Origin of the sequence: Streptomyces sp. Go-475 (assembly GCF_003330845.1) — a bacterium.
In the GTDB taxonomy this organism is placed as follows: Bacteria; Actinomycetota; Actinomycetes; order Streptomycetales; family Streptomycetaceae; genus Streptomyces.
Window position 1 is genome coordinate 930,061 of the sequence record NZ_CP026121.1, and the last position, 12,446, is coordinate 942,506.

The 12,446-nt window shown below is 72.1% G+C and carries 9 protein-coding genes; 6 read left to right on the forward strand and 3 right to left on the reverse strand.

Annotated features, from left to right (window positions below; translation table 11 throughout):
* Positions 1-4: 4 nt before the first annotated feature.
* Positions 5-859, reverse strand: a complete 855-nt coding sequence (locus C1703_RS04175; RefSeq protein ID WP_114250598.1) for a class I SAM-dependent methyltransferase — start codon at positions 857-859, stop codon at positions 5-7.
* 63 nt (positions 860-922) lie between these two features.
* Between C1703_RS04175 and C1703_RS04180 the strand changes: the two genes are divergently transcribed.
* Together C1703_RS04180 and C1703_RS04185 are read left to right on the forward strand one after the other, a co-directional pair.
* Positions 923-1,558, forward strand: coding sequence for a TetR/AcrR family transcriptional regulator (locus C1703_RS04180; protein WP_114250599.1), 636 nt, complete (start codon positions 923-925; stop codon positions 1,556-1,558).
* A 55-nt stretch (positions 1,559-1,613) separates the two neighbouring features.
* Entirely contained in the window at positions 1,614-2,141 is a 528-nt protein-coding gene (locus tag C1703_RS04185) for a hypothetical protein (RefSeq protein WP_198678084.1), read from the forward strand.
* Between the two features lie 24 nt (positions 2,142-2,165).
* Here the strand turns inward: C1703_RS04185 and C1703_RS04190 are convergent, their stop codons facing one another.
* Positions 2,166-2,600: a glutaredoxin domain-containing protein gene (locus C1703_RS04190; RefSeq protein ID WP_114250600.1), complete on the reverse strand. Its 435-nt coding sequence runs from the start codon at positions 2,598-2,600 to the stop codon at positions 2,166-2,168.
* Positions 2,601-2,640: 40 nt separating this feature from the next.
* Complete coding sequence (locus C1703_RS04195; RefSeq protein WP_114250601.1) at positions 2,641-3,258, reverse strand: chorismate mutase; 618 nt, start codon at positions 3,256-3,258, stop codon at positions 2,641-2,643.
* A gap of 443 nt (positions 3,259-3,701) precedes the next feature.
* On the opposite strand from C1703_RS04195, the gene C1703_RS04200 reads away from it, so the two are divergent.
* The 4 genes from C1703_RS04200 (at position 3,702) to C1703_RS04215 (ending at position 12,445) form a co-directional block, all read left to right on the forward strand.
* The gene (locus C1703_RS04200) at positions 3,702-6,560 is read left to right on the forward strand and encodes a glycosyl hydrolase 115 family protein (protein WP_114250602.1); all 2,859 of its coding nucleotides are present in this window, start codon (positions 3,702-3,704) and stop codon (positions 6,558-6,560) included.
* 392 nt (positions 6,561-6,952) lie between these two features.
* Positions 6,953-8,341: a cytochrome P450 gene (locus tag C1703_RS04205; protein ID WP_232840407.1), complete on the forward strand. Its 1,389-nt coding sequence runs from the start codon at positions 6,953-6,955 to the stop codon at positions 8,339-8,341.
* The gene (locus C1703_RS04210; protein WP_232840408.1) at positions 8,325-9,332 is read left to right on the forward strand and encodes a (-)-alpha-amorphene synthase; all 1,008 of its coding nucleotides are present in this window, start codon (positions 8,325-8,327) and stop codon (positions 9,330-9,332) included. Before C1703_RS04205 ends, C1703_RS04210 begins: the two co-directional genes overlap by 17 nt.
* 203 nt (positions 9,333-9,535) lie before the next feature.
* Positions 9,536-12,445, forward strand: a complete 2,910-nt coding sequence (locus C1703_RS04215) for an AAA family ATPase (RefSeq protein ID WP_114250605.1) — start codon at positions 9,536-9,538, stop codon at positions 12,443-12,445.
* Position 12,446 lies beyond the last annotated feature (1 nt).

A 12,446-nucleotide genomic window follows, 5' to 3' on the forward strand; every position in this document is an offset into this window, starting at 1 on the left:
TCCCTCACCCGGCGGAGGACCGGCGCTCCGGCGAGGCGGTGACGATCCAGACGGATCCGGGGACGCGCACCCCGTCGGAGGTCTCGAACTCCGCGAGGGCCTCGCGCACTTCGGCGTGGACGCGGGCGACGGTGCCCGGGTCGACATCGCGCAGGTTGTGACGCGTCGGGCCCATGGCGAAGAGGAAGCCGGCGGCGTCACGCGCGTCGGCACCCAAGGTCATGGGCGCCTCGGCGAGGGTCACGTCGACGTCGGCGAAGCCGGCAGCGGCGAGCACGTGCCGGATACGCGCGGGGTCGACGAGCGACATCATGCCCCGGGCAGCGGGGGACGGCTCGCGCAGGTACGGCGAGAGGGCGGCGGTCGCCCGTGCGTAAGCGCTCTCCGGGCCCTCGGGCCGGGGGCCGAGGAAGGCGAGCCGCCCGGTCGGCACCAGCGCGTTCCGGAGCTGCGTGAAGGCCGCGACGGGGTCGGCGAAGAACATCACACCGCCGCGGCTGAGGACGACGTCGAACCCGCTGCGCGGGAAGGGGTGCACCTGGGCGTCCCCCTGTTCGAAGCTGACATTGCCGAGACCTTCCGAGACGGCGTCGCGGCGGGCACGGTCCAGCATCGGCGCGGACAGGTCGATGCCCACGACGTTCCCGTCGTACGCCTGCCGCGCGGCCATGCGCGTCGTCCGGCCGGTGCCGCAGCCGACGTCCAGGACCCGGTCCGCGGTGCCGATCCCCGCGGCGGCGAACAGGGGCGCGTTGAACGCGTCCAGCATCGCGTTGTACCACTCCGGGTGTTCGGCCCAGTGGACGCCCTCCCAGTCGTTCCATGCCTCTGCCTGCTGACGGTTCGCGATGGAGTGCACAGCTCTCCCTCCCCCTCACTAGAGTTGAACTCTAGAGCTGAACTCTAGATATAAGCTCCAACCATGGTCGAGGGCAAGGGCAAGCAGAGCCGCAGGGCACTGGAGACGCGGCGGCGGATCATCGAAGCGGCCGGTGCGCTCTTCGTCGAGCAGGGCTACGGGGCGACCAAACTGCAGGAGATCGCCGACCGGGCGGGCGTGGCGGTGCAGACGATCTACTTCGTGTTCCGGAACAAGCCCTCGCTGCTCAAGGAACTCGTCGATGTCGCCATCGCGGGCGACGACGAACCCGTGCCGACGATGGACCGCCCCTGGTTCGCGGAGATCCTGTCCGCGCCCACCGCCGAGTCGGCCTTGACGGCCCTGGTGGGCGCCACCCGCGGGACACTCGAACGCGTCGCGGCCATCACCGAGATGGTCCGCGCCGCGGCCGCGACCAACCCGGAGATCCGGGAGCTCTGGCCGGACCGGGCGGACCCCCGGTACACGGTCCTCTCGACGGCGGCGAAGTCCCTGACGGAGAAACCGGGCGCCCGCGCCACCGTCTCCGCCGACGAGGCGGCGGACATCCTCTACGCGGTGCTCAGTCCGGAGCTCTTCCTCATCCTGACCCGCGACCGCGCATGGCCACCGCCCAAGTGGGAGCGGTGGGCATACGACACCCTCCGCACCCAACTGCTGGCCGGGAACGGGCAGTGAGCGACGCCGAGACGGGATAAACTCCTCCGCTCCACCCTGACCGGAGGTCACCTGAGTGTTACGCCCACGGCTACTGGCCGGCGCCCCGTCGGTTCTGGCGGTTCTCGCCCTGTCCGGCTGCTCCTCCCCCTGGGCCTGCACCGACACGACCGCGGAGCGCGGTGAGGCCGGTGTCAGGGTGCGGGTCGAGGACACGTCCGGGCGGCCTCTCGGCGTCACCGCCGAGGTCGTCGGCTGGCGCCTCGAGCCTCACCCGCAGGTGCCGTCCGAGGGCGACCGGGTCCACTTCCACTACCGCTTCGACGGCGCCGACGAGAGCTCCGGCCCCGCGGTGGACGCCTGCGCGGTCGACAAGGAGCGTGTGGCGTTGGGGTGCCGGAGGGTCCACGCGTCCGAAGCGTTCGGGCCGGACGGTGACCTCACCGGCGACGACTGGCTCGACGTCGAGCACCCCGAGCGGGTGGCCGGAGTGCTGTTGATCCCCGATGACCAGTCCTACGACAGACGAACCTGCGAGCAGGACATCAAGGACGGCGGCGGTCGGCATCCTCCGCAACCAGCCGTCATAGGGGACCAGTTGTGAGCCGTCCGGCTGGCGACCGGCAGCTCACGGTGAGGAGAGCTGTCCGCGCACCCGGTCAGGCTCGGGGTTGGTGTACGGCCGGCCCGCCACGAGGACGGTCGGCACGGTCTCATTGCCGTCGTTGGCCGCCCTCACCGCTGCGGCTCCGGCCGGGTCACGCCAGATGTCGACCCAGTGCAACGCGCGGGCGCCACGGCCCAATCGGATGCGCAGTCGCAGGCAGTACTTGCAGCCCGGCCGCCAGAACACGATGGGCCGGCCGTCGACCGCGCTGCGGCGTCGTGCCTCCGCCGCAGCGATCGACTTCGGGAAGACCAGGCGGGAGTTCACGCCCGCGAGCAGCACAAACACCAGCAGGAATACGGCCGCTGCGCCCGGGCTCCCGCCGAGGAGCAGCCCGGTCGCAACGGCGGAGCCGCAGAGCACGAGCAGCAGCGGCAGGATCCACGCGCGTGTCATGAAGACGCAGACTGTCGATGAATCGACATGCTCCTGGAAGCTACGCGGCGGCACACACCGACGGCAGCGCCCGCCCGAGCCCCTTCAAGTGCAGGGCGTCGAGCCGATGGTCGTACGCGGACCAGCCGGCCGCGATGACCAGGCGCGGACCGCAGGACGGCAGGGCGCGGGCCCGCTCCGTCTCCGCCAGCGCGGCCAGCAGTTGCGTGGTGATGCGGTCCAGGGCCGGGCGGACCTCCTTCGCCAGGTCGGGCCGCTCGGTGGGGCGCTCGTCGGGGTGCGCGTCCCAGCGGGCGTACAGACCGCGCTGCACCAGCTTGTTCGCCTCGATCTGGTCCCGGAACACGGCGGCCACGGCGTCCGGGTCGAGGCCGAGGCCGGCGGCCCGGGCGCGGACGTCGTCCAGGATCTGCGCCTCGCGCACCGGGTCGTCGATCGGCGTGTCCGTGCCGTACTTGGCGGCGGCCACCTTGTCGGCCAGCAGCAGCCGCTCCGCGACCAGTTCGGTGACGGTGGTCAGGCCGTGCGCGGCGGCGGCCGTGTGCGGCGCGGGAGCGGGCCGCTCGACGGCGGCGGCCGCCGGGGCGGCGGTCCCGACGGCCAGGGTGGTCGCGGCGGCGAACAGGGTGAGGGCCGACCGCAGTCGTTCAGGGCGCACAGGAGGTGTCCTTCCATGGGGGGGCAAGTCCCAACTTACCGACACCGCCTCCCACATGGCGCACCGAGGCCCCCGGCAGACCACCCGCCACGCAACGCACCACGACCCCTCACCCCACCACCCCGCAACGCACCGCTCCCCCACGAACCGCCGCGCGCACAACGGCACCGCTCCCCCACGAACCGCCGCGCGCACAACGGCACCGCTCCCCCACGAACCGCCGCGCGCACAACGGCACCGCGCCCCACATCTGGACGCCCTCGCACCCCCTCCCCTAGGGTGCCTCGGCAAGCGCTTTCTAGCCTGCCCATGCCAACTCCCCTGTGCGCAGCCCCGCCGACGGCCCGGACGAGGAACCGCCGCGGGTCCGGCGCGGAAAGGCAGTGCCCGTGCAGCAGAGACCGTCTCTCCCCTCGGTGAGCCGCAAGTCGTTCTTACGGGGCATGGCGGCCGTGGGCGCCGCTCCCCTGCTCCCCCTCGCCACCGCCGAAGCCGCTCCCTCGGCCCGCCCCGACTTCCCCCTGGTCCGGGGCGGCACCGCGGTGGACGTCTTCGTGGACGCGGCCGACGACCCCGCCGTCATCCGCGCGGCCGGCGACCTCCAGGCGGACGTGGAACGGGTGGGCGGCGTACGGCCACGGCTGCTCCACTCCGTGCCCGAACGGGCCGCGCTCCTCGTCCTGGTGGGGACGATCGGCGCGAGCCCGGTGATCGAGCGGCTCGTCCGCCGCGGACGCCTGGACGTCTCCCGGGTCGAGGGCCGCTGGGAGGCGTCCGTCACCCAGGTCGTGGACCACCCGCTGCCCGGCGTGGACCGCGCCCTGGTCATCGCGGGCAGCGACCGGCGCGGCACGGTCTACGGCGTCTACGACACCTCGGAGCGCATCGGCGTCTCCCCCTGGTACTGGTGGGCCGACGTCCCCGTCGTCCGCCGCGACACCGTGACGGTCCCGGCCGGCCCCCTCAAGCGCCTCGAACCCGCCGTCCGCTACCGCGGCATCTTCATCAACGACGAGCAGAACCTGACCACGTGGTCCCACCGCACGCAGGAGCCGGACAAGAACATCGGCCCCCGGACCTACGAGCGGGTCTTCGAGCTGCTGCTCCGCCTCAAGGCCAACTACCTCTGGCCGGCGATGCACCCGTACTCCGACTTCTTCAACAAGCACCGCGAGAACCCCGAACTGGCCGAGCGCTACGGCATCGTGGTCGGCTCCAGCCACCCCGAGGCCATGCTCCGCAACGGCGTGCACGAGTGGCAGCCGTGGGCCGAGGAGCACCGCAACCCCGACGGCAGCCTGCCGCTCTACGACTACACGGTGAACCCGGCCGTCATCTCCGACTACTGGCGGGCCCGGGCCCGCGAGAACGCCTCCTACGAGAGCAGCTGGACGATCGGCATGCGGGGCCTGCACGACTCCGCGCTGGAGACGAAGTACGCGACGACGATCCCGGAGAAGGTCGCGGTGATGAACGACATCATCGCCGACCAGCGCCGCATCCTGGCCGAGGAGGTGGGCGAAGCGGCCCGGCCGCAGATCTTCATCCCGTACAAGGAGGTCCTGGAGCTGTACAACGCGGGCGTCCAGGTCCCCGACGACGTCACGCTGATCTGGCCGGACGACAACCACGGCAACATGCGCCAGCTCCCGAACGAGGCGGAGCGCCGCCGCGCCGGCGGCAACGGCATCTACTACCACCTGTCCTACTGGGGCCGCCCCAGGAGCTATCTGTGGCTGGACACCACGCAGTTGGGCAAGGTGTGGCAGGAGCTGCGGCGGGTCCACGACCACCAGGCCGACCGGATGTGGATCTTCAACGTCGGTGACATCAAGTCGATCGAGACGGGCCTGTCCTTCTGCCTGGACATGGCGTGGGACGTGGACCGCTGGGGCCCGGGGAACGTCGAGGACTTCCTCGTGGAGTGGGCCGGGCGTCAGTTCGGCCGGCGGCACGGTGCGGAGATCGCCGCCATCCGCACGGAGTACTACCGCCTGGCGGCCGAGCGGCGCCCGGAGTTCATCGACCGGGCGGTCTTCTCGACGGTCCACCACGGCGACGAGGCGGGCCGCCGCATGACCGCCTACGAGGAGTTGCTGGAACGGGTCCGCCGGCTGGGGGCGAAGCTCCCCGAGGCCTACCGGGACGCCTACTACGAGCTGGTCGAGTACCCGGTCCACGGCGCCTGCTTGATGAACCTGAAGTACTACTGGGCGGACCGCAACGCGCTCGCCGTCCGGCAGGGCCGCGGCGCGGGGACGAACCGCTTCGCGGACCTGGCGGAGGCCGCGCACGCCGAGGAGCAGGCGATCACCCGGAGGTACAACACCGAGATCGCGGGCGGGAAGTGGGACGGCATCGTCAACCCCTACCCGTCCCAGATCCCGAAGGCCCCGGGCCGCCCCTCCGTCACGCGGGTGCCCCGGCAGGAGACCTCGGGCCTGGGCCTGGCCTCCGAGGGCAACGAGACGGGCGCCGAGCGCCCCCTGTCCTTCTCCTCCTACACCCGCGACCGCCGCTTCGTGGACGTCTTCAACACCGGCTTCCTCCCCCTGGCATGGCGGGCCGAGCCGAGCCACCCGTGGCTGCGGCTGAGCACCGCGGGCGGTGAACTCACCGACCAGACAAGGGTGTGGGTCGAGGTCGACTGGGCCCGGGTCCCGGAAGGCACGCACCACCCGAAGCTGGCCTTCACCGGCGCCGGCACGACCCTGGAGGTGCCGCTGCGGGTGGTCAACGACGGGGAGCGGGCCCGGCGGCGGGTCCGCGGCTTCGTCGAGGCCCACGGCCACGTCTCGATCGACGCGGCGCACTTCGAGAGCCGGGTGGCCCGCGGCGGAGCACACTGGCGGGTCGTCCGCGGGCTGGGCCGCCGGACGGCCGCCGTCGAGGCGGTCCCGACGACCGCTCCGGCGATCACGGACGACGTCGCCACCCGGTCACCGGAACTGCGCTACCGGGTGCGCTTCACCACGACCGGCACCTTCCCGGTGACGGTCTTCCGGCTGCCCTCCCTCGACGAGCGGGGCGCACGGCGGCTGGCGGTCGCCCTCGACGACCAGCCGCCGTCGGTCCTGTCGGGCCAGGCGATCGCCACCGGCAACCGCGGGGACGCCTGGGCCCGCAACGTGGAGGAGGGCGTCGAGAAGCTGACGACCCGGGTGACGGTGTCCAGGCCGGGTGAGCACGTGCTGCGGGTGTTCATGGTGGACGCGGCGATGGTGCTCGACCAGATCGTGATCGACACGGGCGGCCTGGCGGCCTCTTATCTGGCGCCGCCGGAGAGTTACCACCGCCCCTGACCACGGACCGGGTGGAGTCGGCCGCGGGCGACGGCCGACTCCACCCGGTCTTCGCGGCTCCGGATCCGTGTATACGGAAAATATGTAAGGAGAACCGAAGGAGCCGGAGTGGCGGAAGAAAGCCGTCTGCCGCCTTGCGTGCACCGGAGGTGATTCACCCAGCGCTTCCCCGTGCACCCGTGCGCCCCCCTGGAGAAAGGGTTCGTCACGTCAGCGGCCGGCTTGGACTGGGCAGGACATGGTGCAGGTGCCACGTCGGTGAAAAATCACCGTATTCCCTGGTCGACTGAGGCAGGTGGTATTCGATGAACGGCCGCGTTCACGAAACGGAACAGCAATGGACCGTTGGTACTGCTCCAGGCATATTCCCATCCGTCGGCCACGGTATCGCCTTGTTCCGTCGGCCGCTCGAGTTTCTGAAATCCCTGCCCGCGCAGGGCGATCTGGTCGAGATACGCCTCGGCCCCCAGCGCGCCTGGATGGTGTGTCACCCCGAGCTGGTCCACCGCATGCTCAGGGACTCCCGCACGTTCGACAAGGGCGGACCGCAGTACGAGAGGCTCCGGGCGCTGATGGGCGACGGCGTCGTCACCTGCCCGCACGCGGAGCACCGGCGTCAGCGCAGGCTGCTGCAACCCACCTTCCGCCCCTCCACCGTCTCCGGGCACACGGGCCTGATGGCCGAGGAGGCGGCGTCCCTGTGCCGTGAGTGGCGTGACGGCCAGCAGGTCGACGTCAGTGCGGCCATGCTGGGGCTGACGACCCGGCTGATCAGCCGTGTCCTGCTGTCCGACTCGCTCGGCCCCGCCGCGACCGACGAGGTGCGGCACTGCCTCGCCGCCATCGTCCGCGGCCTGTTCGTGCGCACGATCGTGCCGGTCGACGCCCTGTTCCGGCTTCCCACCCCGGCGAACCGCCGCTACCGGCGTGCGGTGGAGCGGGTTCGCGAGCTCATCGACGCCGCGATCGCCGAGCGCCGGCGGGGCACGCCCCGCGACGATCTGCTGGGGCTCCTGCTGGCGGCCTCGGACACCGAGGGCGGCGAGCCCCCGGTCACCGACCGAGAGATCCACGACCAGCTCGTGTCGCTCCTGCTCACCGGTTCCGAGAGCCCCTCGATGTGCCTGGCCTCCACCTTCAGCCTCCTGGCCCGGCACCCGGAGGTCGAGCGGCGGCTGCACGCGGAGGTCGACACCGTCCTCGCGGGCCGGTCGCCGGACGTCGACGACCTGCCCCGCCTGGTCTACACGCGCTCCGTCATCACCGAGACGCTGCGCCACTCCCCGCCCGGCTGGCTCTTCACGCGGGTCACGACCCGGGAGACGGAGTTCGCCGGACGCCGGCTGCCGCGGGGAGCCACCGTCCTGTACAGCCCGTACCTCCTGCACCACGACCCGGCGTCGTTCCCCGAGCCCGACCGGTTCCGGCCCGAGCGCTGGCTGGAGGGCGAGGCCGCCACCGGTCCGAACGGGGCGTTGATCCCGTTCGCGGCGGGCAGCCGCAAGTGCATCGGTGACCTGTTCTCCCTGGCCGAGATGACGGTGGCCCTCGCGACCATCGCCGGCCGCTGGCGGCTGCGTCACCCCTCCGGGCGCATCGCACCCCTGCGCCCCGGAGCGACCCTGGGACCCCGGTCCCTGACGATGATCTGCGCACGACGAGCGGACGCACCGGACGGCGCGGTGCCGCGTGCCGTCGCCCAGGTACCCGAAGCCGCGGCCGGCGCGTCCGGAGCGGAGAAAGCCGGAAGGGACGGTGACAACGGTGTCCACCACGCATGAGGAAATCGCGACCATCACGCAGAGCGGAATTCCGGCATCCAACCTGGTGGAGCTGATCGACGCTCGTCTCCACATGCCCTTCCCGTTCCGGCGCAATCCCCACGAGGCCGCGGCCGCCGCGGGCGTCGACACCTGGCTGCGCACGACCGGCCTGAGCGACGAACCCGGGGTGCCGGCGATGATCGCCCACACGCGCCCCGCCGAACTCGCGTCCTACAACAGCCCGGACGCCGATGCGGAGATACTCCAGCTCGTCGCCCATCAGATCGCTTACCAATTCGTGTTCGACGACCGTGCCGAGGAGGTCGGCCGGCACCGGCCGGGCCAGTTGCTGCCCATGCTGTGCGAGAGCATCGCGATCCTGCGGGACGGCGCGCTCCCCAGCACCCCGCTGGGAGCGGCCCTGTCCGACCTCTACCGGCAGATCCGCGAACGGTGTACGCCCGCACAGGCCGCGCGCTGGGCGTGGAAGAGCCGTGAGTACGTGCACGGGCTGCTGTACGAATCGGTGGCGCAGACCCACCCCTCGCCCATACGGTCCGGGCTCTGCACGTCGATACGCTCCCTCACCGCGGGCGTCGAGCCCTTCTACCCGCTGTGCGAGGCCGCGCAGCCCCACGAGTTGACCTCCGCGGAGCTCCATCATCCGCTCATGCGGCGCCTGAGCCGGCTGTCGGCCGACGCGGCGGTGTGGATCCCCGACCTCTTCTCCGCCGTCAAGGAGCAGCGGTCCGGCGAAATGATCAACCTGGCCCTCGCCTACCAGCGGGCCCACCAGTGCCCCCTGCCGGTCGCCGTCACCCTGGCCATCCGGCAGATCAACCACACGATCCGCGAGTTCGAGAGGCTCTTCGACGAGATCAAACCGGAGTTGAGCCCTTCGGGCGTCGGCTATGTGGAAGGCATGGCCGGCTGGATCCGCGGCTGCTACTACTGGTCCCGCACCGTGCCGCGCTACGCGGACGCGGGGAGGGCCCCGGCCCTGCGGTGAGGGGTACCGGCGATCCCGGCCTCAGACCGGGCTGACGGCGCCCATTCGAGCCACGGTACCCGCCGGATCCGCGCTCCACACCGCAATAGCAGGTCATTCACCCTTCTTTGTCGTGCCCGTCCCAGAATCCGGTCAAGGCACCTGTCGGGAGGCGTACGCTCGCGCTGCCTCCCGATGGCCGACGACAGGAAGCGGTACGGCACATGGCGAATGAGCTGCGGCAACCCACGCCCGAGTCCAGGCCGTTGCTCGAGCGTCGCAAGGAGCTCCGGGCACTCGACTCGGCCCTGGCCCGCCTGCGTGACACCGTCGACGGCGTGCCCCAGGCGCCGCGCGGCGGGCTGCTCGCCTTCACCGGTCCGGCCGGCATGGGCAAGACCGCCCTGCTGACCGAGGCCCGGGCCCGCGCCACGTCGGAGGGGTTCACCGTGCTGTCGGGCCGGGGCGGCGAGAAGGAACAGGAACTGGCGCTCCACGTGGTGCGCCAGCTCGTCCAGCCCGCTCTGGCACCGCTGGACGAGACCCAACTGCGTGCGTTCCTGGGCGGCTGGTACGACATCGTCGCCGCCGCGCTGGGTCTGGTCGCGACGCCGAGCGGCCATGTGCCGGACCCGACCGGGGTTCGTGACGGTCTCGACTGGGTGATGACGCGCCTCGCGGTGAAGAAGGCGCCGGTGGTCCTGCTCCTGGACGACCTGCACTGGGCGGACGTCCAGTCGTTGAGCTGGCTCGCCTCCTTCGCGCCCCGGGCCGTGGACCTGTCGATGCTGATCGTCGTGGCGTACCGGCCCGACGAGCTGCCGCGCGAGGCGGCCTCCCTCCAGGCGCCCGCCGCCGACCTGGGGAGCCGTCCCTTCACCCTGGCGCCGCTCAGCACCGAGGCCGTCGCACGGATCATCCGGGACGAGGTGGGCGAGGAGGCCGAGGACGCGTTCTGCGAGGAATGCCGGGCGGTCACCGGAGGGAGCCCGTTCGAGGCCGTCGAACTCGCCATCAGGCTCGGCGAGCGCAAGCTGAAGGGCACCAGCGAGGACCTGCCCGCCATGCGTGACCTGGCCGCCGCGGTGAAGGGGCCCGGGCTGATCGAGCGTCTGCAGAAACTCGGCACGACCACGGTCCGTTTCGCCTACGCGGCGGCCGTCCTCGGTCAGGCCATCTCGCCGGAACTGGCGTCCACGATCGCGGCGATCGGCAGCACGGCCGCGGCCGAGGCGACGGAGAAGCTGCGGGCCGCCCGGATCCTGGCCGACGGCGACGGGGCCCGGGACAGCCTGGAGTTCGTCCACCCGCTGATCGCCACCACGATCTACCGGTCCATCACGCCCAGCCTGCGGGAAGGGATGCACAACTCGGCCGCGGAGGCCGTGCGGGCCGCCGGGCTCGGCCCCGCCGCCGCGGCCCGGCATCTGCTGGAGGTCCCCTGCGAGGGCAACGCCGAGGCCGTCGCCTGTCTGCGGGAGGCCGCCCGTGAGGCACTGCACTCCGGTGCCCCGGAAGCGGCCCGGCGTCTGCTGACCAGGGCCCTGCAGGAGCCGCCGCTGCCGGAGGAACGCGCCGTGCTGCTCCACGAACTGGCCTCCGCGACCTTCCTCATCAAGCCCACGGCCACCGTCGTCCATCTGCGCGAGGCGCTGGCCGAGCCCGGCATCGAACCCGAGCTGCGCGCCTCGATGGTGTACCGGCTGGCCCAGGCGCTGGCCCACACCGACCGGATGGCGGAGGCCGCGACGGTGGCGGCCGAGGAGGCACAGCGGACCGCCCACCCCAGGATCCGGCTGCGGCTCCAGGCCGACCACTTCAGCTGGAGCGCGTTCCGCACCGACGAGCCGGACTCGGCCGGCCGTTCGCGGGCGCTCGCCCGGCTGGCCGACCGTCTGCCCGGCCGTGGTCTGGAGGAGCGTTACATCCTCGGGATCCGGGCCTGGGACGCCATGATGTGCGGCGAGCCCCGGGAGAAGGCCCTCGCGTACGCCGAGGAGGCGCTGCGCGGCGGACTGAGCTGGACCCACGAGAACCAGGGTTTCGAGGTGCCCGTGTCGGTCGCCCTGGTGTTCATGTACTGCGACCAGCCGCGGCGGTCCGAGGAACTGTTCGCGCGGGGCATGGCGGAGTGCGAGTCGAAGGGCTGGCGCGGTTCGCATCTGGCTCTGGGGCAGACGCTCTCCGGGTACATCCGGTACCGCCGTGGCTGCCTGGCCGAGGCGGAGAGCCTGGTGCGGGAGGGCCTGAGCATCGCCGACCGGGTGGAGGGCGCGGTACCCGCGCAGTGGTTCGCCGTGGGCATCCTGATCCAGACCCTGCTGGCCCGCGGTCGCCCCCTGGCGGCCCGCCGGCTCGCCGACAAGTACGGCTACGGGGACGTCATCCCGAACGCCGTGATCTATCCCGACCCGCGCACCGTGTACGCCGAGCTGCTCCTGGCGGAGGGCCGGTCCGACGAGGCCGCTGACCTGCTGTCGGAGGTCGGTGAGTGGCTGGAGAGCCGGGAGTGGCGCAATCCGGCCTGGTGCACCTGGCAGTTGGGCCTGGCCTCCGCACTGTCCCGCAGCGCTCCCGACCGGGCCGTGCGCCACGCGCAGGACGCCGTGAAGCGGGCCCGGGACTTCGGCGCGGCATCGGTGATCGGCCAGGCGCTGCACGCCCAGGCGGAGGTGACGGGCGGCGAGGCGGCTCTCGATCTGCACACGGAGGCCGTCGACCATCTGCAGCGGTCACCGGCGGCGTACGAACTGGCCCGCGCCCTGGTCGGCCACGGTGCCGCGCTGGCCCGCAACGGCCGGCTGCACGACGCCGCCGACCGCTTGTACCAGGGCCTGGAAGGCGCGGTGCACTGCGGTGCGGAGGGGCTGGCGGCCCGGGCCCGGCGGGAACTGTCCGCCGCCGGTCTGCGGCCGCTGCCCCTGCGCTACCCGCAGACGGACACGCTCACCGCCCAGGAGCGCAAGGCGGCCGAGAGGGCGGCGCAGGGCCATCCCGTGGCGGTGGTCGCGAAGGAACTGCACCTGACCGAGCAGGGTGTGCGGCACTTGCTCTCCTCCGTGTACCGCAAGATCGGCACGGACGCGGGGGGTCTTGCCGAGGCGCTGAAGACGTTCCCCCGGCCGCGGCCCTGAC

Bases quoted from the DNA above. Each gene is read 5' to 3' on its own strand.
- C1703_RS04180 (WP_114250599.1), top strand. From the start codon at position 923: ATGGTCGAGGGCAAGGGCAAGCAGAGCCGCAGGGCACTGGAGACGCGG.
- C1703_RS04190 (WP_114250600.1), bottom strand. From the start codon at position 2,600: ATGACACGCGCGTGGATCCTGCCGCTGCTGCTCGTGCTCTGCGGCTCC.
- C1703_RS04200 (WP_114250602.1), top strand. From the start codon at position 3,702: ATGGCGGCCGTGGGCGCCGCTCCCCTGCTCCCCCTCGCCACCGCCGAA.
- C1703_RS04215 (WP_114250605.1), top strand. From the start codon at position 9,536: ATGGCGAATGAGCTGCGGCAACCCACGCCCGAGTCCAGGCCGTTGCTC.